The sequence below is a fragment of the Pseudomonas sp. GL_093 genome (assembly GCF_057837605.1).
In genome coordinates, this window is sequence record NZ_CM174448.1 from 4,103,223 (window position 1) to 4,125,526 (window position 22,304).

Annotated in this window: 16 protein-coding genes; 9 read left to right on the forward strand and 7 right to left on the reverse strand. The window is 60.0% G+C overall.

Annotation, left to right across the window (positions count from 1 at the left end; all coding sequences use genetic code 11):
* Positions 1–21: 21 nt before the first annotated feature.
* Complete coding sequence (locus tag AC3IUE_RS18695) at positions 22–240, forward strand: DUF2970 domain-containing protein (protein WP_056741500.1); 219 nt, start codon at positions 22–24, stop codon at positions 238–240.
* Here AC3IUE_RS18695 and AC3IUE_RS18700 read toward each other — a convergent pair.
* The gene (locus tag AC3IUE_RS18700; RefSeq protein WP_489263262.1) at positions 237–1,310 is read right to left on the reverse strand and encodes an ABC transporter substrate-binding protein; all 1,074 of its coding nucleotides are present in this window, start codon (positions 1,308–1,310) and stop codon (positions 237–239) included. The two genes, AC3IUE_RS18695 and AC3IUE_RS18700, sit on opposite strands and share 4 nt — an antisense overlap.
* A gap of 525 nt (positions 1,311–1,835) precedes the next feature.
* On the opposite strand from AC3IUE_RS18700, the gene AC3IUE_RS18705 reads away from it, so the two are divergent.
* A complete protein-coding gene (locus AC3IUE_RS18705) occupies positions 1,836–3,494 on the forward strand; it encodes a nitrite/sulfite reductase (RefSeq protein ID WP_489263263.1) in 1,659 nt (552 codons plus the stop codon).
* Positions 3,478–3,972 (forward strand): DUF934 domain-containing protein, encoded by a 495-nt coding sequence (locus tag AC3IUE_RS18710; protein ID WP_038982933.1) that lies wholly within the window; start codon positions 3,478–3,480, stop codon positions 3,970–3,972. Before AC3IUE_RS18705 ends, AC3IUE_RS18710 begins: the two co-directional genes overlap by 17 nt.
* Positions 3,973–4,024: 52 nt before the next feature.
* Here AC3IUE_RS18710 and AC3IUE_RS18715 read toward each other — a convergent pair whose 3' ends face one another.
* Together AC3IUE_RS18715 and sohB are read right to left on the reverse strand one after the other, a co-directional pair.
* Positions 4,025–7,825 carry a dermonecrotic toxin domain-containing protein gene (locus AC3IUE_RS18715; RefSeq protein ID WP_489268877.1) on the reverse strand — a complete coding sequence of 1,267 codons (3,801 nt, stop codon included), beginning with the start codon at positions 7,823–7,825 and terminating at the stop codon, positions 4,025–4,027.
* A 199-nt stretch (positions 7,826–8,024) separates the two neighbouring features.
* The gene (gene sohB / locus AC3IUE_RS18720) at positions 8,025–9,047 is read right to left on the reverse strand and encodes a protease SohB (protein ID WP_489263264.1); all 1,023 of its coding nucleotides are present in this window, start codon (positions 9,045–9,047) and stop codon (positions 8,025–8,027) included.
* 204 nt (positions 9,048–9,251) lie between these two features.
* Here sohB and AC3IUE_RS18725 point away from each other — a divergent pair, with 204 nt between their 5' ends.
* The 3 genes from AC3IUE_RS18725 to AC3IUE_RS18735 all read left to right on the forward strand — a co-directional run bounded on the left by AC3IUE_RS18725 (position 9,252) and on the right by AC3IUE_RS18735 (position 12,496).
* Positions 9,252–9,962, forward strand: a complete 711-nt coding sequence (locus tag AC3IUE_RS18725) for a histidine phosphatase family protein (protein WP_056741495.1) — start codon at positions 9,252–9,254, stop codon at positions 9,960–9,962.
* A gap of 64 nt (positions 9,963–10,026) precedes the next feature.
* Positions 10,027–10,341: an SCP2 sterol-binding domain-containing protein gene (locus tag AC3IUE_RS18730; protein WP_008154977.1), complete on the forward strand. Its 315-nt coding sequence runs from the start codon at positions 10,027–10,029 to the stop codon at positions 10,339–10,341.
* A gap of 307 nt (positions 10,342–10,648) precedes the next feature.
* Positions 10,649–12,496 (forward strand): amidohydrolase, encoded by a 1,848-nt coding sequence (locus AC3IUE_RS18735; protein ID WP_489268879.1) that lies wholly within the window; start codon positions 10,649–10,651, stop codon positions 12,494–12,496.
* A gap of 77 nt (positions 12,497–12,573) precedes the next feature.
* Here AC3IUE_RS18735 and AC3IUE_RS18740 read toward each other — a convergent pair whose 3' ends face one another.
* The gene (locus tag AC3IUE_RS18740) at positions 12,574–15,204 is read right to left on the reverse strand and encodes an MGH1-like glycoside hydrolase domain-containing protein (RefSeq protein WP_489263265.1); all 2,631 of its coding nucleotides are present in this window, start codon (positions 15,202–15,204) and stop codon (positions 12,574–12,576) included.
* Positions 15,205–15,334: 130 nt separating this feature from the next.
* On the opposite strand from AC3IUE_RS18740, the gene AC3IUE_RS18745 reads away from it, so the two are divergent.
* The 3 genes from AC3IUE_RS18745 (at position 15,335) to AC3IUE_RS18755 (ending at position 18,538) form a co-directional block, all read left to right on the forward strand.
* Positions 15,335–16,198: a LysR family transcriptional regulator gene (locus AC3IUE_RS18745; RefSeq protein ID WP_489263266.1), complete on the forward strand. Its 864-nt coding sequence runs from the start codon at positions 15,335–15,337 to the stop codon at positions 16,196–16,198.
* A gap of 106 nt (positions 16,199–16,304) precedes the next feature.
* Positions 16,305–17,450, forward strand: coding sequence for an SRPBCC family protein (locus AC3IUE_RS18750; RefSeq protein ID WP_489263267.1), 1,146 nt, complete (start codon positions 16,305–16,307; stop codon positions 17,448–17,450).
* Positions 17,447–18,538, forward strand: coding sequence for an SMP-30/gluconolactonase/LRE family protein (locus AC3IUE_RS18755; RefSeq protein ID WP_489263268.1), 1,092 nt, complete (start codon positions 17,447–17,449; stop codon positions 18,536–18,538). Before AC3IUE_RS18750 ends, AC3IUE_RS18755 begins: the two co-directional genes overlap by 4 nt.
* Positions 18,539–18,700: 162 nt before the next feature.
* Here the strand turns inward: AC3IUE_RS18755 and AC3IUE_RS18760 are convergent, their stop codons facing one another.
* The 3 genes from AC3IUE_RS18760 to uvrA form a co-directional block, all read right to left on the reverse strand.
* Entirely contained in the window at positions 18,701–18,940 is a 240-nt protein-coding gene (locus AC3IUE_RS18760) for a hypothetical protein (protein ID WP_056740731.1), read from the reverse strand.
* Between the two features lie 110 nt (positions 18,941–19,050).
* The gene (locus tag AC3IUE_RS18765; RefSeq protein ID WP_056740730.1) at positions 19,051–19,293 is read right to left on the reverse strand and encodes a DUF465 domain-containing protein; all 243 of its coding nucleotides are present in this window, start codon (positions 19,291–19,293) and stop codon (positions 19,051–19,053) included.
* A gap of 355 nt (positions 19,294–19,648) precedes the next feature.
* A complete protein-coding gene (gene uvrA / locus AC3IUE_RS18770) occupies positions 19,649–22,285 on the reverse strand; it encodes an excinuclease ABC subunit UvrA (RefSeq protein WP_489263269.1) in 2,637 nt (878 codons plus the stop codon).
* Positions 22,286–22,304 lie beyond the last annotated feature (19 nt).

A 22,304-nucleotide genomic window follows, 5' to 3' on the forward strand; every position in this document is an offset into this window, starting at 1 on the left:
CAAACAGGAGACGAGGGGTTTATGGACGATCCAGCCAACAACAAGCCGCCCACTTTCTGGCAGATGCTGCAAAGCGTCATGGCGGCGGCGTTCGGGGTGCAGAGCGGGAAGAACCGGGCCCGGGACTTCACTCACGGCAAGCCCAGTCATTTCGTGATTCTGGGGATTTTGTTCACCGCGGTGTTCGCGTTGACGCTGTATGGCATCGTGCAACTGGTGGTGCACCTGGCCGGGGTTTAGCGCATCAAGGTTTGCAGACTGAACGGATAGCGATACGACGTCGGCCGGCCCTTGGCTGAAAGACGGCGGAAGTTCACACCGTAATCCGGTGATTCCCCCATGGCCAGCAATCGCCTGGCCTGTGCCTTGTCGATCAGTTGCAACAACGGGATTCGCCGGTCTCGGCCGCCGTAATGGGTGAGATCCACGCCCTGCTCAAGATCATGCAACTCCACCAGCGCCCAGCCGCCCAATGTGAAGTGCCCGCCCAGCAGCACGCTGATACGTCCGTCGACCGTCGCCTGTAACGCTGCCGGCGAGGTGTTGACCGCACTGAACAACGCATCCTTGCCGGGTATCCCACCCGTCTCCGAATACGCCTGCATGGCGCCAAACGCCATTTCGTCATTGGCTGACCACACCAGCGAGACTTTCGGGTAACGCTTGAACAGCAGTTTGGCCTGTTCATAGGCCCGCTCCCGGGTCCAGCCGCTGTAAACCAGCTGTCGCAAGCGCACTTCCGGGTGTTCGGCCAAGGCCCGCATCATGCCTTGCTCGCGCAATTGCGCCGAAGGGGTGATCTTCAGGCCGGAAAACGCCAGCAACTCGATGACCTGACCGGGTACCGCGGGGGGATGCTGGCGAATCAGTTCCTTGAGCATCAGGTAGCCACCCTCCTCGTCGTTGGGCACCAGGCTGCCCAAGCGCTCAGGGCGCTCGCCCAGCAGGCTCATTTGGTTGGCTGTCAGGGACGCGTTGACCATGAACAGCTTCACCCCGCTGCCCTGGGCCAGGCGAATGATCTGCGGAGCGACGTACTGTTCGTTGACGAAAACCAGATAGTCCGGACGATCAGGGCCTTGCAGCGCCAGGCGGGCTTGCGCCAGCGTGAGCTCTGGCATGCGTCGGGAATAGAGAATTCGCAGATCAATGCCCAGATCCGTGGCTGCCGCCTGCATGAATTGCGAGTAACTGACCCAGAAGGCTTCCTGAGTGGCTCCGGGATTCAGGAACAGCACTGATTCCGCGCGCGCACCGGGTCCATAAACCGCGCCGCACATCAGCAGGAATGAGTAGAAAAACTTCAACATGGATCGTCCGAGCCCCCCGGCAATTCGCCGCGCATTATAGCCAGCGAAGTCCCGGAAAACGGCGTTTATTCCGGTTATTGTCCGACAATCGTCGGAATGGGGCCCGGACGGGGTCGGTTATTGATGACTGACCCAAAATACCGCAGTGCTCACGACCAGGATGATCAGGAACAGAATGGCCCAAGCATCGACCGTGCTATCGGGTTTTGACGTTTTGGTAGGGTTGCTCATTGCATCGCCTCTTGTCGGTTTTATCGGTGATTGCATAAAGACTCGAGCACAGTTAAGACGATGATTGCCCGCACCACAAATGTGGGTTTTACCTCATTGGATCTCATTAGTCGTTTTGGTTCTTTACATATACTCAAACATCACTTTTGCGCATAACTGCAAACTGGTATCTTGCCCCGGCTCCGTTGGGAGTGCGCGGCCGTGCGCGCAGAATTGCCGAGGCAGTATCGGAGACTTCAGCAAGCGAAAAACGCAACTGGATCCGACCGGCCCAAGCCTGAGAACAGGACTTATATGTACGTATACGACGAGTACGATCAGCGGATCATCGAGGACCGCGTCAAGCAGTTCCGTGATCAGACCCGACGCTATCTGGCAGGCGAGCTGAGCGAAGAAGAATTCCGCCCCCTGCGCCTGCAAAATGGCCTTTATATCCAGCGCTTCGCGCCGATGTTGCGGGTGGCGGTGCCTTACGGCCAACTGACTTCGCGCCAGACGCGAATGATGGCCAGGATTGCCCGTGATTTCGACAAGGGCTATGCCCACATCAGCACCCGGCAGAACGTACAGTTCAACTGGCCGGCGCTGGAAGACATCCCGGACATCCTTGCCGAACTGGCGACCGTGCAGATGCACGCGATCCAGACCAGCGGCAACTGCTTGCGCAACGTCACCACCGACCAGTTCGCCGGTGTCGCTGCCGACGAGCTGATCGATCCGCGCCCGTGGTGCGAGATCGTCCGCCAATGGACCACGTTCCACCCTGAATTCGCTTACTTGCCGCGCAAGTTCAAGATCGCCATCAACGGTTCGACGTCCGACCGTGCGGCCATCGAAGTCCATGACATCGGCCTTGAGCCGGTGCACAACGCCGCAGGCGAGCTGGGCTTCCGCGTGCTGGTGGGTGGCGGTCTCGGCCGTACCCCGGTGGTGGGCGCGTTCATCAATGAATTCCTGCCGTGGCAAGACCTGTTGAGCTACCTCGACGCCATCCTGCGGGTCTACAACCGCTACGGCCGTCGTGACAACAAGTACAAGGCGCGGATCAAGATTCTGGTCAAGGCCCTGACACCTGAAGTCTTCGCGCAAAAAGTCGATGCGGAAATGGAGCACCTTCGCGGTGGCCAGACCACGCTGACCGACGCCGAAGTGCATCGCGTCGCCAAACACTTCGTTGATCCGGAGTACAAGGCTCTGGACAACCAGACCCTGGCGTTGGCCGAACTCGATAAAGAACACCCGGGCTTCGCGCGCTGGCGCACCCGCAATACCCTGGCTCACAAAAAGCCGGGCTATGTGGCCGTGACCCTGTCCCTGAAGCCGACCGGTGTTGCACCGGGCGACATCACCGACAAGCAACTCGATGCCGTTGCCGACCTGGCCGATCGTTACAGCTTCGGCCAGCTGCGCACCTCTCACGAGCAGAACATCATTCTGGCCGACGTTGAGCAGACCCAACTGTTCGCGATGTGGGGCGAGTTGCGCGAGCAGGGTTTCGCCACGCCGAACATCGGCTTGCTGACCGACATCATCTGCTGCCCGGGCGGCGACTTCTGCTCCCTGGCCAACGCCAAGTCGATCCCGATCGCCGAGTCGATCCAGCGTCGCTTCGAAGACCTGGATTACCTGTTCGATATCGGCGAACTGGACCTGAACATCTCCGGCTGCATGAACGCCTGTGGTCACCACCACGTCGGCCACATCGGCATCCTCGGGGTGGACAAGAAAGGCGAAGAGTTCTACCAGGTGTCCCTGGGTGGCAGCGCCAGCCGTGACGCCAGCCTGGGCAAGATCCTCGGCCCGTCTTTCGCCCAGGAAGCCATGCCTGACGTGATCGAAAAGCTGATCGACGTGTACATCGAACAACGTACCGAAGACGAGCGTTTCATCGACACCTATCAGCGTATTGGCATCGACCTCTTCAAGGAGCGCGTCTATGCAGCGAATAATTAAGAACAACGAAGTCGTCGACGAAACCTGGCACTTGCTGCCCAAGGACTTCAACATCGACGAGATCAGCAACTGTGACGACCTGATCGTCCCGTTGCAGCTGTGGCGCGAACACAGCCGCATGCTCAAGGCCCGCGATGGCGGCTTGGGCGTATGGCTGGATGCCGATGAAGAAGCCGAAGAAATCGGTGACGACGTGGAAAATTTCCAGGTCATCGCCCTGAATTTCCCCGCCTTCACTGATGGCCGCAACTACTCCAACGCCCGCCTGCTGCGTGACCGTTACGGTTTCAAAGGCGAATTGCGGGCAATTGGCGATGTGCTGCGCGACCAGCTGTTCTACCTGCACCGCTGCGGTTTCGACGCCTTTGCGATCCGTGCCGATAAAGACCCGTATGAAGCCCTTGAAGGTCTCAAGGACTTCTCGGTGACCTATCAGGCCGCCACCGACGAACCGCTGCCGCTGTTCCGTCGTCGTTGATCGTCCAGCCTTGAGCCCGGTTTTCCGGGCTCAAGGCTCCTTCCTCGCTGAATTACAGATTGGCACGATCCTCCAACGCCCCAAAAGCTGCCATCGGATGATCATACCGCCCGCTGCTGCGACTCAATCGAGCCCACACTTCCTCCGAAGTATCGGCCTCGTGCAACAGTCGCCAGACTCGCGCCTGTAGCGACAGATAACTCACCTTAAAATCGGCCGTCAGGCTCAGCCTGTTTATTACGTCTAAAAATCGCGTACCGGAAGGTTTGCCTGCCAATCGCTGCCAAAGCGCTTGCCGGGATTGTTGCAACGCTTCCTCGCAATCTCGCAGCCACACCATCGGCGAACCGTAGTCGGCTCCGGGGGCGTCAAGCCATACATTGATTCCCGTTTCCTCGCGATGACTGACAAGCCGGCGAAGCGTGTCTTCGTCCGTCAGCGGATTCCCCCATAAAAGCACGCGGTCGTCAGCGACAGCCTGATTCATGACCGCTGGTGGAACCCGGCTTATACGGTTATCACGTAAATCCAGAATAGTCAGATAGGGCTCATCCTTGATACCGATCGGGCACCGGCTGATCTGCGTATTCCTCAGGTTGAGCTGACGCAAATCGTTCATGCCCAACACCAGCGGCGGTACGCCCAGCGGGTTGTCACTCAAGTCCAGCGATTGTAAACGGGTCAGGTCACGCAGTTGGGACGCGGCGCTTTCACTGAAAACCAGCTGTGTGGCTCGCAGGTTTAGTGAGGAAAGGTGTTTCAATTGGCTGATTGCCGGCGGTAAAGAGCGACCCGCGTCGCCGCCCACGAAGAAATGACGCAAGTCCACACTGTCCAGATTCAAGACCTCGAGGTTTGGAAAGTTCTCGAGAAACCCGTTCAGACTGTCCTCCTCGGTGAGGTGGAAGCCTCGCATCAATAGTTCGGTTACATCGTCCAACCTGACATTCAACACCGGTAATCGGTGATAGTTTTCAAAGGTCATATCCAACGTAGTACGTGGAGCCCCTCCGCGCTTTTGCCAAATGCGAACCAGCTCGTCGGCCAGTTCGGTCCTGAGCGCCCGTTCGTCCTGCATCTCCTCCATGATTAGCTGGACGTTATAGGCCGCGATTTGTCCAGGACTCAACCCCTGCGCCGCGGCATCCCCCAAGGCAATAAAGGGAAGGTCCATAGCGTTGACGTCATTGGCGCTCTGATCTATCCAACTGCTCAAATCAGTATTGAGTTGCTGAAACTGTTGCTTCATCTGATCGATGTGTACCTGAGCATTGCCACCAGCACGCTGTAACAGTTCATCGGCTTCAGCGTTCGAGAAATCCGGATAGATCTCCTTGAGCTGCAACCTCATCATCTCGTGCGTCAACCCTTCGCCCTGTGGCGTACCGGGGAAGCCGCCGCCGCGTAGCCCTTGCGCCTCAAAGTGCAGACCGGAATCCATCCTGCCCAGACCGAGCATGAGTTCGGATCGAGGCATTGCCTGCTCGCCGACTTTCAGCCGCAACTCGCGGGCCGGATCGAGCGATGAAAGTTGCAGCGCCGAGCGCTCGTCTTCGGTCAAGACTTCAAGCACTGCCTCATAAAAGCCCGCTGGCACATCGCGACTCTGGTAACGGTTTCCCACCTTGATCAACCGTCGAACATCGATGGCGTCAAACGTGCCGCTACGGTCCAGAACCCGGCCTGCGAGGGAACTGTCGTGCACTTCAATTCGAAGGCTTTTTGGCCATCCGGGGAGATTTTTGAGGGAATGCAGGGCCAGTGTGTCCGACTCCGGGCTAACCACCGACCGAAGGTACAAGCCTTCATAGGCACGATTGAGCCGCACATGTTGTTGATACTGGCGGGCCTTGCTGTCGAGACGGTTGAACGCTTGCCGGACCTGAACCGCGTCGGGTGGACTCTGGATGTCCACGCCATAGCGGTCGAGCATCTGCTCAATAGCGCTTTTGGGCAGGCCGGGGTATTGGCGCTGAAACAACCGGACCCATTCATGTTCCGAGTGCTGAAGCGCTTCGTAACGGCTGTTGAACCGTTCGACTCGCTCGCCCTGTGCCACGGTAGTTTCCCCGAGTTCCTGATCAATCCTGAAACGGCTGATCGTATCGGCCAGCAAAGGCGTCGGCGGGCGCCCGGCCTGCATCAGTCGCAGCATGTCGTCATCGACTGTACTGACCTTGCCGATCTGCACCAGCATTTCATCGCTGAAAGACGCCACCGACGGGCCGATTCCGCGCAGAAGTTCCACGCGGGTCGCCAGTGTCAGGTTCGATAGTCCGGGAGTCGGGGCAACAGCCTGATCCGGCGTCGGCCTGGCAACCTCCTCCCTCGGTGCTACACCAGGTTCGTGCACTCTCTCGGCAATGGCACCGGCCTCGGTAGCTTCACCCTTGAGCGCCACGCCTGCGCCTGCCAGCGGCAGCGCATTGAGCAAGCCAAACACCGTGCGGGTCACGCCCGACGCTCGATCACTCGATGTTGCGCCGTTGACGGCCTGATCAAGGCCATACCCGGCGTCGATGATACCGGCCAGCACCAGTAATCCTTCACCACCGGGCACGAACAACGCCAACGGACCGAAACGGTTGATCCACTGCACGACCGGTTCGACGACGGTACTCAAGTTGTCCCGGTTGACCTGCGCATCGTCACGAATGGTTTTGACACTGGCCCGGGAGGCCTCCTTCATGGTCAGAACCAGCTGGGCAAACGGATCGATGCCTGATGGCGAGTCATCGAAACCGATGTATCCGGCCGGCTCCCAACGGCCGTCATCGTTGAAGAACCCCGCCTCTTTCCTCAGCCGGTGTACCTTTGGGTAGACCGCCATGCCATCCAGCGCCGTCAACACACCGGCATGGAAAGTGCCGTCCTTGCGATCGTCCTCGGCGAAGTGGGCGGCCAAGGCCTGTTTTGTATCGTCACGCCTGCCCTGCTTCACAACCCATTTGTGCAATTGCCCGGAATCGTCAAACAGGTGCAAGGGCGAAGAGTTGCCGGGGATGTACAACAGAATCCTGCCGTCGGGGTCACGGTAGCCCCAGATGTCTTTCGAGGTGTAGCGATAAAGCTTCAGGCGTCCCGTCTTGAGCATCGCGGGCATCCTGGTGGGCGCCTGCAGTTGTTCGATCGTCAGCGTTGCCCATGCCTGATCCGACGGCAGCCCTGCCGCCTGCATGGCCAGCTCGCTCCCCTTTGGGGTCAGACTGTTCTCATGCCGCTGCAGCAAAGCGGCCATGACGAAGGCCGCTTTGGCCGAGGTTTTCAGCGCATGGGGGCTGGGGGCGACGATCACTTCATCCGATGGCCAGGCTTGATCGAGGTAAGCCTGATATCGGTCCTGGAGGTCCAGTTCCCAGACCCATTTCTTGAAATCGGCGGGCCTCACGGCGATCTGGGTCTGCGGTCCGTAGCGCTGCGGAACGGTTTGGCGATAAATGCCTTCGTAGGAATAGTGAAAGTCGTTACCGGGCTCGGCCAACTCATCGACCTGTTCCGTAACAACGATGGGCGGCCCGACATCGGGTGGCGTGTACAAGCCAAACACTGTTTCGCCGAAGCGTCCGTCACCCACGGTTTGATGGTTGCCAATCAGCACCTGCACCAGGGACATGGAACTCGCCACCCGCCCCTGATGGACGCCGTTCGGCGCAGAACGCCCGGCGTAGTCGTAATCGAGCGTCACCAGCTGCGCTGTCGTCGGGTCAATGTCTTGACCCCACTTTTGCTTGATCAGGTGTTCGCCAAACTGGCCGGGAGTCTGCGGCAGCGCGGCATCCACAGCGGACTTCAGCTCTTCGCGCATGCCGGGAAAGGGCGGTGCATCGTCGTCTTTGTGAGGGTAGTCGGTCATGGTGCATTCCATTGCAAGCGTTTCAGGAACACCACCCTAACTGACCCTGGATCAACCGGAAGCGGGAGCGATCGACAATGACCTCAGGAAAATTCGCAAACGCCGTAAGGAAAATGGATGGACTTAAAACCCGCAAAAAAAAATGAAACCGGGGAAGAATCCACGGTTTCATTTTTTTGACGATGATGCTTTTTGAGTATTACCAGAAGCGTTGCTGGGTCAATCGGCTCCACCAGCTCAACAGCACACGATCGACTGAGCCGCTGGCCGCCATGCCGATGCGTTCCTGCAGGCTTTTACGTTCGGCGTAGTGCAAGTGGTACAGCTCGGACTTCTTCGCACGTTCGGCGAGGTATTCATCGCTGGTCTTGAGTTCGTCCACCAGTTGCTTGTCCAGCGCCGCGACACCGAGCCAGATTTCACCGGTGGCCACTTCGTCGATGGCCAATTGCGGGCGATAGCGGGAAACGAAGTTCTTGAACAACTGGTGAGTGATGTCCAGGTCTTCCTGGAACTTCTCGCGGCCCTTCTCGGTGTTTTCGCCAAACACCGTCAGGGTGCGCTTGTACTCGCCGGCGGTCAGCACTTCGAAGTCGATGTCGTGTTTTTTCAGCAGACGATTGACGTTAGGCAACTGGGCCACGACGCCGATCGAGCCGAGGATCGCGAACGGCGCGCTGATGATCTTCTCGCCGATGCACGCCATCATGTAGCCGCCGCTGGCCGCGACCTTGTCGATGCACACGGTCAACGGCACTCCGGCATCACGGATACGCGCCAGTTGCGAGGACGCCAGGCCATAGCTGTGAACCATGCCGCCGCCGCTTTCCAGACGCAGCACCACTTCATCCTTGGGCGTGGCGAGGGTCAGCAGCGCGGTGATTTCATGGCGCAGGCTTTCAGTGGCCGACGCCTTGATGTCGCCGTCGAAATCGAGCACAAACACCCGTGGCTTGGCCTCGGTTTTCTTCTTTTGCTTTTTCTCGGTTTTAGCTTCGACCTTTCGCAAGGCCTTGAGCTGGTCCTTGTCGAGCAAGGTTTGCTCCAGGCGTTCGCGCAGCCCTTTGTAGAAATCATTGAGTTTGCTGACTTGCAACTGGCCGACCGACTTGCGCCGACCTTTGCTGCGCAATGCCGCGAAACTGGCCAGGACCACCAGAATGGCGATCACCAGTGTCACGGTCTTAGCCAGAAAAACTGCGTACTCGGCAAAAAACTCCACAGGGACTCCTTTAATACGATGCGCTGCAAAAAACGCGCGCGGGATACCTCCAGCATACCCATGCGCCGCCTCGGCGGCCAGCCGTGAAACCTCTGGCAACACGCCTGTAACGGGCATTTCAAACAAGCGTATGTTTTTTCATTGACAGCCCACCTTCATCCTCATAACCTCGCCGAACCTTCAACGTAGCGGGATGAAGCGGACGTGGGCAGTATCTATTTGATTCGACATGGCCAGGCCTCCTTTGGTGCAGACGACTATGACGTCCTGTCGCCGACCGGTATTCGCCAGGCAGAAGTCCTCGGCCAGCACCTCGCCGAGCTGGGTATCAGCTTCGATCGCTGCCTCTCGGGCGATCTGCGCCGCCAGCAGCACACGGCCAACAGCGCACTGGAACAGTTCGCTGCGGCAGGCCTGCCGGTTCCCGTCCTGGAGATCGATTGCGCTTTCAATGAGTTCGACGCCGACGCGGTGATCCGCGCGCTGCTGCCGGCCATGTTACCGGACGAACCCGAAGCGCTGCACATCCTGCGCAATGCCGCGCAAAACCGCGGCGAGTTCCAGCGAATCTTCGCCCTGATCATTGAACGCTGGCTCGCCGGCACCTATGACACACCGGGCCTGGAAAGCTGGCTGGGGTTTGTCGAACGGGTGCAGGCCGGTCTGCAGCGAATCCTCGAAAGCGCCGACAACACCCAGAAAATCGCCGTGTTCACCTCCGGCGGCACTATCACGGCCCTGCTCCACCTCATTACGCAAATGCCGGCAAAGCAGGCGTTTGAACTGAACTGGCAAATCGTCAACACCTCGCTCAACCTGCTGAAGTTTCGCGGTCGCGAGGTGGCTCTGTCTTCTTTCAACAGTCATGCGCACCTGCAACTGTTGAAGACCCCGGAACTCATCACGTTTCGCTGAGTCCGGACTATTGTGACCCTGGCTGTATTCACCCAGCTCTAATTACCCAAGAAAGGATCGAACCATGACCTCCGTAGCTGATGCCGTACAAGCAATGAAAGCCAAGTTCAACCCAGCCGCTGCTGCCGGTCTGGACCTGGTATTCGGTTTCCGCATCGACGACACCAAGAACTTCTCGCTGATCGTCAAGGACAGCACCTGCGAGCTCCAGGAAGGCGAAAACCCGGACGCCCAGGTGACTCTGGTCATGGACGGCGAAACCCTGGAAGGCATCGTCAGCGGCGAAACCGACGGCATGCAAGCCTTCATGGGCGGCAAACTGCGCGCTGAAGGCGACATGATGCTGGCCATGAAACTGTCCGAGCTGTTCCCGGCCTAAGCGCGCCGCTCCCGATCTTCGGGAGCACGTCTGGCTGCAAACGAATCCCGCCCCTCGAGGCGGGATTCGTCGTTTTTCGCCATTGGAAAACGGCTACCTGTGGATTTGCCGTCTATATTCCTTCTGGCCGCATGCGTCAGACATCGGCTGTTTGCCCTCGCTTTTTTATCAAGAGCCTTTGCGTGGAGCACTGCCCATGAGCCCACCTGACGACCACGACGGATTTAACCGCCGACGTGTACTGCAAGGCCTTTCGGCAGGCGCCGTCGGTGCCTGGATCAGCCCGTTAATCGCAGGGAGTAAAACCATGCCCGACGCCCCCGCCGACCTCATTCTGTACAACGGACGCCTGCACACCGTCGACCGCAAAAAACCCCAAGCCAGCGCCGTCGCGATCAAGGACGGACACTTCGTGGTGGTCGGCAGCGATGCCCAGGCCATGGCCCTGCAAGGCCCCGGCACACAAATTATCGACCTGCACGGCCGCACGGTGATTCCGGGCCTTAACGACTCGCACCTGCACCTGATCCGTGGTGGCCTCAACTACAACCTCGAATTGCGCTGGGAAGGCGTCCCTTCACTGGTCGACGCGCTGCGTATGCTCAAGGATCAGGCGGACCGTACGCCCACGCCGCAATGGGTGCGGGTGGTCGGTGGCTGGAACGAGTTCCAGTTCGCCGAAAAACGCCTGCCGACGATTGATGAATTGAACAAGGCCGCACCGGATACCCCGGTGTTCGTCCTGCACCTCTACGACCGTGCCCTGCTCAACCGCGCCGCGTTGAAGGTGGTCGGCTATACCCGTGACACGCCGAATCCGCCGGGTGGCGAAATCCAGCGCGATGCCAATGGCGACCCGACAGGCATGCTGATCGCCCGCCCCAACGCGATGATTCTCTACTCAACCCTGGCCAAGGGGCCGAAACTGCCGCTGGAATACCAGGTCAACTCCACCCGCCAATTCATGCGCGAACTCAATCGCCTGGGTGTCACCAGCGCCATCGACGCCGGCGGCGGTTACCAGAATTATCCGGACGACTATCAAGTCATCCAGCAACTGGCCAAAGACCAACAGCTCACCGTGCGTATCGCCTACAACCTGTTCACGCAGAAACCCAAGGAAGAGCTGACCGACTTCAAAAACTGGACCAGCACCTCCCACTACGGTCAGGGCGACGATTTTCTACGGCACAACGGTGCCGGCGAAATGTTGGTGTTCTCGGCGGCCGACTTCGAGGACTTCCTCGAGCCCCGCCCAGACTTGCCGCAAACCATGGAGCAGGAGCTGGAGCCGGTGGTCCGCCATTTGGTGGAACAGCGCTGGCCGTTCCGTCTGCACGCCACGTACAACGAATCCATCAGCCGCATGCTCGACGTGTTCGAGAAGGTTAATCGCGACATTCCGTTCGACGGTTTGCCGTGGTTCTTCGACCACGCGGAAACCATCACCCCGCAGAACATCGAACGGGTCAAAGCCCTCGGCGGTGGCATCGCGATCCAGGACCGCATGGCATTCCAGGGCGAATACTTCGTCGACCGTTACGGCGCCAAGGCTGCCGAAGCCACGCCGCCCATCGCTCGTATGCTGGCCGAAGGCATTCCGGTCGGCGCCGGCACCGATGCCACGCGCGTGTCCAGCTACAACCCCTGGACCTCACTGTACTGGCTGATCAGCGGCCGCACCGTCGGTGGCCTGGCGCTGTACCCGCAAGGCTTGAGCCGCGATACCGCGCTGGAACTCTTTACCCACGGCAGCGCCTGGTTTTCCTCCGAGCAAGGCAAAAAAGGCCAGATCAAGGTCGGGCAACTGGCGGACCTGATTGCGCTGTCGGCGGACTATTTCCACATCGAGGATGAAGCGGTCAAATGGATCGAATCGGTCCTGACCATCGTCGACGGCAAGATCGTCTATGGCAGCGTCGAATTTGAAAAACTCGGGCCGCCTCCCATCCCCGTGGTGCCTGAATGGTCGCCAGTCGCCAAAGTACCAGGCCATTGGAAACCCCTGGCGCCGCTGACGGCGCAGGTTCATCAATGTGTCGGGGCTTGCGCGGTGCATGCCCATAGCCATGAACGGGCGCGATTGTCGTCGGCGCCGGTCAGCGACTTTCAGGGATTCTGGGGAGCGTTTGGCTGTTCGTGCTTTGCGTTTTGAACGAAGCGCTCCCAGACGGCGATAATCAAATGTGGGAGCAAGCTCGCTCCCACAGGGGTTTTGCATCGGGTGGAAAATCAAGGTTGTAATAACAGCGCCACCAACGCGCTCCACCCGGTCTGATGACTGGCCCCCAGACCGCGCCCGGTCTCTGCGTGAAAATACTCATGAAACAACACCAGGTCGCGGCTGGCGGGGTCAGCCTGCAATTGCGGATACGCCGCCATCGACGGTCGACTGCCCTCTTCATCGCGCAAAAACAATCGGGTCAGGCGCTGGCTCAGGCTATCGGCAACCTCCTCCAGCGTGGCCAGGAAACCTGACCCTGTGGGGTATTCCACCGAGAAGTTCTGATCGTAGTAACGGTGAAACTCGCGCAAGGATTCGATCAGCATGTAGTTGATCGGCATCCACACCGGCCCACGCCAGTTGGAGTTGCCGCCGTACAGCCGTGAACCCGATTCCGCCGGTTCGTAACGGGCGCAGAGCCGATCACCATTGATCTGCGCGCCAAAGGGCCGTTCAGCGAAGGCTTTGGACAGCGAACGAATGCCAAATTCAGAGAGAAACTCGCCCTCGTCGAGCATGCGTTTGAGCAAGTTCTTGGTGCGTTCGCCGCGCAACAATGCCAGCAGCATCCGGTTGCCTTCACCCGGTTCGGTCCAGCGCGAGACCAGGCTGGCCAGATCCGGTCGATGGCGCATAAAACCCAGCAGGCGCTCCCGCAACCCAGGCAAACCCTCGTGCTCGTGCTGCTCCAGCACCTGCACGGCGAACAGCGGCATCAGACCGACAATAGAGCGCAGGCGCAGCGGTTCGTTGACGCCGTCCGGGCGGTGCAGCACGTCGTAGAAAAACTGATCCTGCTCGTCCCACAGACCTTCGGCTTCAGAATCGACACGATTAATGGCCCCGGCAATGTAGAGAAAATGCTCGAAGAACTTCACCGCGATGTCGACGTACACACTGTTGCGTTTGGCCAGTTCCAGGGCGATGCGCATCAGATCCAGCGCATAAGCGGCGACCCACGCCGTGCCATCGGCCTGATCGAGTTGGTAGCCGGGCGGCAACATCGCCGAACGGTCGAACAGTGCGATGTTGTCCAGCCCAAGGAAGCCACCCTGAAACAGGTTGCGCCCCTCGGCATCCTTGCGGTTCACCCACCAGGAAAAATTCAGCAGCAGCTTATGGAAAATCCGTTCGAGGAAATCCATGTCCCCTGTCCCGGTCAGCGTTTTGTCCTGCTGATAGACCCGCCAGCAGGCCCACGCGTGGACCGGTGGGTTGGCGTCGTCGAAGCGCCATTCATAGGCCGGCAACTGACCGTTGGGGTGCATGAAGCGGTCTTTGACCAGCAACAACAGCTGATGCTTGGCGAATCCCGGATCGATCAGCGCGAAGGCAACGGCCTGAAAGCCCAGGTCCCAGGAGGCGTACCACGGATATTCCCAGGTGTCCGGCATGGAGACGATGTCGAAATTCGACAGGTGCCGCCAATGGGTGTTGCGAATGTGCGAGCGCCCGGGTGGAGGTGCAGGTTGCGCCGGATCACCGTCGAGCCACTGATTGACGTCGAAGTAATACAGTTGCTTGGACCACAGCAATCCGGCCAGGGCCTGGCGTTGAACGTTGCGCGCATCCGGGTCGTTGATCCCGATTTGCAGCGCTGCGTAGAACGCGTCGGCCTCGGCGCGCCGACGGTCGAACAGCGCCTTGGCATTCACCCGAGTGGCACCCGAGGGGGCGAAGCGCAGATAAACGCTGCGACGCTGGCCACCCTCGAATGCCAATACGAAATGCGCCGCCACCCGCGTTCCCGTGTCACGGCGGATCGCGTCGTTGACGCCATCGACCAGGAAATCGTTGATCCCGTCCTTGAACGGCCCGTTCGCCGCCACACCATCGAGCTTGGGGAAGTTGCTCTGGTTTTCGCAGAACAGCCATTCGCAGTCCTCCTCACCCCAGACACTGGCCTGCCGGTCAGCCAGTTGCGGGTGCCGGGCCAGAACCTGATCGCCGTCCAGCGTCAGGCTCGGTTTCTGCCCATCGGCCACCCAGCTCCAGGTGTTACGCGCCCATAGCTGAGGCACTACGTGCAAACGCGCTGGCTGATCGGCGCGATTGTGCACCGTGACGCGCATCAAGATGTCGTCCGTCGCGTGTTTGGCGTATTCCACCGTCACGTCGAAGTATCGGTCGTCATCAAATACACCGGTATCGAGGATTTCGTACTCGGTGTCCGCCAGACCACGACGGGCGTTTTCGGCGATCAGGTCAGCGTAGGGAAATTCGGCCTGAGGGTATTTGTAGAGCATGCGCATGTAGGCATGGCTCGGCACGCCGTCGACGTAGAAATACAGTTCCTTGACGTCTTCGCCGTGATTGCCCTCGGCATTGTTCAGGCCGAAAAGACGTTCCTTGAGAATCGGATCGCGCTCGTTCCATAGCCCCAATCCCAGACACCAGTGCTGAGCCTTGTCGGAAAACCCCGCCAACCCGTCCTCGCCCCAGCGATAGGCCCGACTGCGGGCATGGTCGTGGGGAAAATAGCGCCAGGCATCGCCATCGGCGCTGTAGTCCTCGCGCACCGTGCCCCATTGGCGCTCGCTCAGATAAGGCCCCCATTCGCGCCAGGCATCGGCCTCGCTGCCGGCCAGGCGCTGGCCTTCGACAGTGCCTTGGATGTTCGCAGCGGGTTTGGCTGTCATGGTGAGTCCGTTGGGCGAGAGACGGTTGCAGTGTAGTGCGCACGCCCCGCCAGCAACGTGAAACCTGTGACACCTCGCCACAGGTGGGGAGTGCTCTTACAATGCGTCCACTCCCGACACCGGCTGCCCCATGGACATCGATCTCGCCCGCACCTTTCTGGAAATCGTCCGCCACGGCAGCCTTGCCGCAGCCGCCGAAAAACTCCACGTTACCCAGACCGCGATCACAGCGCGGGTACAGAAACTCGAAAGCCAGCTGGGAAGTACGTTGTTCGTGCGCAACCGCGCCGGTGCGCGCCTGACGCCGAACGGTGAAGCCTTCGTGGTCTACGCCAATCAACTGGTCGAAACCTGGGAAGCGGCGCGACGGGACTTGCCGTTGCCCGAGGGTTACCGCGACGTGTTGCACATCGGTGGCGAGGTCAGTCTGTGCAACCCGCTGATGCTCAGCTGGGCCGGCGCGCTGCGCGAGAAGATCCCCAGCCACGCCCTGCGCATGGAAATCCGTGACGGTGAAAACCTGCTGCGCCAACTGGAACTGGGGGTTCTGGATGCGGCGCTGGTTTACCAGCCCGAGTATTGGCCGCGCCTGCAAGTCGAACAGGTGCTGGAAGAAAAACTGGTCCTCATCCGCCAGGCCGCAAGACCCGATCCCTACGTGTACATCGACTGGGGCCCGGACTTCCGCCGCCAGCACGACGCGGCCCTGCCGGAAAAAGCCAAAGCCGCATTGAGCTTCAACCTCGGCCCACTGGGCTTGCAATACATTCTGGAAAACGGCGGCAGCGGCTACTTCCGCACCCGGGTGGTCCAGAGTTATCTGGAAAGCGGTGTGCTGGAGCAAGTGCCAAAAGCCCCGGAATTCAGCTACCCGACCTATCTGGTTTACTCCCGCGACCGCGACTCCGCGACCTTGCAACGAGCCTTCGACCTGCTGCGCGAAGTGATCAAATCCGACGATGACTGGTCGCAACGCTGGAATCCGCTGACCTGAGCCCGGTTTGCACCGAAGCATGGCGGTTGCGTCCTCAAGGTTGGGCCAGCCAAAACGCCGGGATCGTCTAATCTGCTGGAGATAACAATAACTACAGGTGATTGCAGTGAGGCAGACCACCGAAGCATTCCGCGCCCGCTACCGCGCCGACATTCATCCGCTCTACAACCCATGGCTGCACGGCGCTTTTGTGCTGCTGTTCGGGGTGTTGGCCATTGGCGGATTCTGGAGCACCGTGCACCAGGTTCAGCCACTGGAATGGCTGGCGACGCCGTTGACGTTGTTGTTCTTCAACTTCGGCGTGTACATGGTCCATCGACACCTGGGGCATCACAAAAAGAGCTTCGCGCGAATGTTCTACGCACGCCATGCCGGCGACCATCACAGCTTTTTCGCCCCTGGCCACATGACCTACAACAGTGCCCGGGACTGGCGGGTGATTCTGTTTCCAGCCTGGTTGATCGTGTTGCACACGGTCGTCATCACCCTGCCCGTCTGGTGGCTGCTTGAGCAGTTCGATAACAACGTCGCCGGGTTGTTCGGTGGCTGTCTGGTCCTCGGTTACCTGACCTATGAAGTGTTCCATGCCTGCGAGCACCTGCCACCGGAGAACCCCGTCACACGGTTGCCGTGGATCCGCCAGATGCGCCGCCTGCATGAACTGCATCACCGTCGTGAGCTGATGCAGGAACGCAATTTCAATATCGTTTTTCCGCTGATGGACTACCTGTTCGGCACCCTCTATTGGGAACCGGAGCCGACTGACCTGCACCCGACGAGAGCGACCATGACCCGCATGCAGCATCAGATCGACATTGCTGGAGACCCGATTGACGTGCTCGCCTATGCCAGCACCGTGACCCGTTGGCCGGAGTGGCATCCCTCGTCCCTCAAGGTCGATGGCCAGAGCGGGCCGGTGCATGCCGGGGGGCGGTTCGAGGAAGACATCAAGGCGGGCGGGCGTGAGGGACACTTGCACTGGGAGGTTAACGAATACCTGCCAGGACGCCGCTGGAGTGCCTGGGCCCATGACGATCACGGGTTGTCTTTAGTGGTGACTTACGAGTGCGAGGCCCGGGGCGATGGCACACACTTTGTCCGCACCCTGGAGTATCGGTTCAGCGGTCTGGCGATGCGCATTGCCAATCGACTGCTGCTCAAGCGTCGCATCGATCGTGAGTCGGCAGCGTCGATGCTGGCGTTGCGTGAGATGGCGCAAAAACAGTTGGCCCCGGCAGGAGTCAGCGCGTGAGTCGAACCGTCAAGTTTCGCCATGTGGTGTTGCTGGTAATCGTCGTCATCGGCGCCTTTCTGCTGCTGATGCCGACCAAGGTTCAACCCGTGGCCTGGACACCGCCACCGGCGCCCTCCCTCACCAGCGGCATCTACGCCGACAATCAGCGCCTAAAAGGCGTGGAGCGCGTTGGCGCCGCTGATATCGACGGGCCGGAAGCGTTGCTGCTGGAGGAAAACGTCCTCATCACGGGTCTGCATGACGGCCGATTGATCCGTACCAGCCTCGACGGCAAGGTCACCAAAGTCCTGGCCGATACGGGCGGCAGACCCTTGGGCCTGGCCCGTCATCCCAACGGTCTGCTGGTGATTGCCGACGGGGTCAAGGGCTTGCTGTCACTGGATGCCCAGGGCCGGTTGATTGCATTGACCACGGCGGCCAATGGCGTGCCCTTCGGTTTCACCGACGACGTGGCGATCGACAGACCCGGGCACTACGCCTATTTCAGTGATGCCTCCAGCCGCTTTGGCTACGGCAGTGACGGCGAAGCGATCATCGAGCACGGCGGCGATGGCCGCTTGCTGCGTTATGACTTCCAGACCGGAAAGACCGCGGTCCTGCTGGATAAGCTGGAATTCGCCAACGGCGTGACCCTGGGCCCGGACGATGCCTTTGTGTTGGTCAACGAAACGGGCGCCTATCGCATCAGTCGTTACTGGCTGAGCGGCCCCAAAGCGGGCACCCACGATCTATTCATCGACAATTTGCCAGGGTTGCCGGACAACCTCGCGTTCAATGGTCGCGACCGCTTCTGGGTGGCGCTCTATGCACCGCGCAACGCATTGCTCGATGCCACCGCGCCGCATCCATTCGTGCGCAAGATGATCGTGCGAGCGATGACTGTTCTGCCTAAACCGGTGGAGAAACGCGCCTTCGCCCTGGGCCTGGATCTGGACGGTAAAGTGATCGCCAACCTGCAGGACGGTAGCCGCGACAACTACTCGCCGATCACGACCGTTCGCGAGTATGGGGATTGGTTGTATTTCGGGTCGTTGAAGGCGAAAAACATGGCGCGATTGCCACTCAGTACGGCGTTACATAAGTAAAGCTCAATAATGTAGCAGCTGGCGAAGCCTGCGTTCGGCTGCGAAGCAGTCGTGAAATCAGTTCACTCGGTGTGTCAGGAAGGTCGCGTACTCAGGTTTACGACTGCTTTGCAGCCGAACGCAGGCTTCGCCAGCTGCTACAGAAGCGTCGGCGGTCTCGATTTAGCGGGGATCCACCTCACCATCGCGCACCGCATTATCCGTTTCCTCAAGCACCCTTTCCGGGTCCATGGCGGTGGAGTCATTCTCGTCCATCGGGCGCGCTCCTTCATTGTCGGGCAGTTCGTCGATGCCCGGCTCATCTTCGGGATTGCTGGTGGTGCGTCCTGGACTCAGGGGTTCGGGATGTGTCGGGATGGGGTCGTAGCCACCCTGCTCTTCGCTGGGGAATTTTGGATTCATGGGGCACCTCGCATGGAGCCGTAAAGTCGGACTCTGAACATTCGAGGTGCCGGTATTTATCGCCGTTCCAATTTTTCAGTCACCGGTCGTCGGTGACCAGACAGGGCGCGTCAGGACGGCGTCTGGAGTCGATCAACGATCTTTTGCTTAACCTCCACGCGCTTCGCCTTGAGTTTCTTCAATGCGTCATCAGTGGGCGCATCCGATTTTGCGGATTCAGCCTTTACCACCTCGGCATCCGCCTGTGAATACTTGTTGATCAGTGAATCCAGTAACGGATCCTTGGTGCGTTTTTGCTGGATATCTTCCTTTGAAAGCTTGAGATCCTGATAAAGGTCGTGTGGCACCGGCATGGAACACCTCCGTTTGTTGATCGGAGGCAAACGCGATCAATTGCGTTCACCAACTATCAGAATGGCCTCGGTTAGCCGGTTCTGTCGACCGCCTATCAGACCAGCGGTGCCCGTTCGTCGCCTTCCGCAAACGCAATAAAACCTTTGTCCGCTTTGTCTGCGCTTTCCGTCAAGCCGTTCCAGATCAATGAACTGCTGGACAAGGTGCGGCGCACGATCGACAGCGCCTGTTAGATCGCCTTCGCGAGCAAGTCGAATCGTCGCACCGCCGCTCCCACATTGGATCTGTGGCGTTCACAAATCCCCTGTGGGAGCGAGCCTGCTCGCGAAGAGGCCAGCACAGGCATCGGCAAAATCAAGCCGTACCAAGGGTTCTGGCCAAAAACGGTGCCGTCCGGCTCTTTTTGCTCTTGGCGACTTTCTGCGGTGTGCCTGCAATAACAATCTTCCCGCCCTGATCCCCCGCCCCCGGGCCGATGTCGATCACCCAGTCACTCTGCGCCACCACGCGCATTTCATGTTCGACGACGATCACCGTATGCCCCGCCGTCACCAGCGTATTCAACTGTTCGAGCAAGCGATCGACATCCCTTGGGTGCAAACCGGTGGTGGGCTCGTCGAGCACATACAACGTGGCCCCACGCTGGTTGCGTTGCAGTTCGGTGGCCAGTTTGATCCGCTGGGCTTCGCCGCCCGACAGCTCGGTCGCCGGTTGGCCGAGGCGCAGGTAACCCAGGCCGATATCGCGCAGCACCTCCAGCGAGCGGCGAATGCCCGGTTGTTCGGCGAATACCGTGACCGCTTCGTCTACCGTCAGCTGCAACACCTGGGCGATGTTCAACCCTTGCCAGATGATTGCCAGCGTCTCGGGGTTGTAGCGTGCGCCGTGGCAGGTCGAGCACGGTGCATAGACGCTGGGCATGAACAGCAACTCGACGCTGACAAAGCCTTCGCCTTCGCACGTCGAGCACCGCCCCTTGGCGACGTTGAAGGAGAACTGACCGGCGTCGTAACCCTCGGCCTGCGCCTCGGGTGTGGCGGCATACAGTTTGCGCACGTTGTCGAACAGCCCGGTGTAAGTCGCCAGGTTCGAACGCGGCGTACGGCCGATAGGTTTCTGATCGACTTGCACCAGGCGCTTGATCGATTCCAGCCCCGCCATGACCTGACCGCCGCTGACTTGCGGTGCGTCGTCCTCAAGGCTCAACTCTTGCGTCTCGCTGTCACTTGCCGCGCGCCCGAGATGCGCGCCCACCAGTTCCAGCAGCGCCTGACTGACCAGGCTTGATTTACCGGAACCCGAGACGCCCGTCACCGCGGTAAAACAGCCCAGCGGAAACTCGACGCTGAGGTTGTTCAGGTTATTGCGAGTGATGCCTTCCAGCCGTAGCCAATCGTTCGCCTTACGGCTGGCTTGGGGCTGAGCGACCTGCTCGGCGAACAGGTAAGCGCGCGTCTGCGAGTTCGTCACCTGCGCCAACCCAGGCGGCGGTCCGCTGTACAGGACTTGGCCGCCATGCTCGCCGGCCGCTGGGCCCACGTCGATCAGCCAGTCGGCGCGGCGCATGGTTTCCAGGTCATGTTCGACCACGAACAAGGTGTTGCCCGCGGCTTTCAAGCGTTGCAGGGCTTCGAACAGCGCTTCGCCATCCGCCGGGTGCAGACCGGCCGACGGTTCATCCAGCACGTAGATCACGCCGAACAACTGCGAACCCAATTGCGTCGCCAGGCGCAGACGCTGCAACTCACCGGACGACAGCGTCGGCGTGCTGCGTTCCAGCGCCAGGTAACCGAGCCCCAGATCGGTCAACGTGCTGACCCGTTCCAGCAAGTCCTGAGCGATCCGCTGCGCGGCCAGGCGTTTCTCTACTGACAGGTTCGGTGTGTGGCGGACATCCGGCGCGTTGGCGTGACCACTGGCGCCGTGGGCCACTCGTTGCTCGCGGGCCTCGCGGGTCTGGTCGTGCGTCAATACTTCGCCCGCCGTCTCGGTCTGTTCGAGGTAGCTGTGAGCGGCCACTGGTTTCAAGACTTCGGCCACTTGCAGCAACGGCATCTGCGACAACTCGCCGATGTCGTAACCGGCAAAGGTCACCGACAACGCCTCGCGTTTGAGCCGTTTGCCGTCGCACAACGGGCACGGGCTGCCGAGCATGAATTGCGAGACACGCTTCTTCATCAACGCGCTTTGGGAATGGCTGAAGGTGTGCAGAATGTAGCGCCGGGCGCCGGTGAACGTGCCCTGGTAACTCGGTTCCATGTTGCGTTTGAGCGCGACTCTGGTTTCTTCGGGGGTGAGCCCGGCATACACCGGCACCGTGGGTGTTTCTTCGGTGAAGAGAATCCAGTCACGCAGTTTTTTCGGCAGATCGCGCCAGGGTTTGTCGACGTCGTAACCCATCGTCACCAGGATGTCGCGCAGGTTCTGTCCCTGCCAGGCGGTGGGCCAGGAGGCGACCGCGCGCTGGCGAATGGTCAGGCTCGGGTCCGGGACCATCAACGCTTCGGTGACTTCATACACCCGCCCCAACCCATGACAGTCGGGGCACGCGCCCTGAGGCGTGTTGGGCGAAAAATCTTCGGCATAGAGCATCGGTTGCCCCGGCGGATAACTGCCGGCCCGGGAGTACAGCATGCGGATCAGGCTCGACAACGTCGTCACGCTGCCCACCGAAGAGCGCGTGCTCGGCGTACCTCGTTGCTGCTGAAGCGCCACCGCCGGCGGCAAGCCTTCGATCGAGTCGACGTCCGGCACCCCGACCTGATCGATCAGGCGCCGCGCATAAGGCGCCACGGATTCGAAATAGCGGCGTTGCGCTTCGGCATAGAGGGTCGAGAACGCCAGAGACGACTTCCCCGAACCGGACACGCCAGTGAACACCACCAGAGCATCCCGGGGGATGTCGACATCGACGTTTTTGAGATTGTGTTCCCGGGCGCCGCGCACCCTGACCATGCCGGAGGGAGGATTGGAGGTGCGTGTGGACGTCATCAGGTGGCCTTAATGAAAT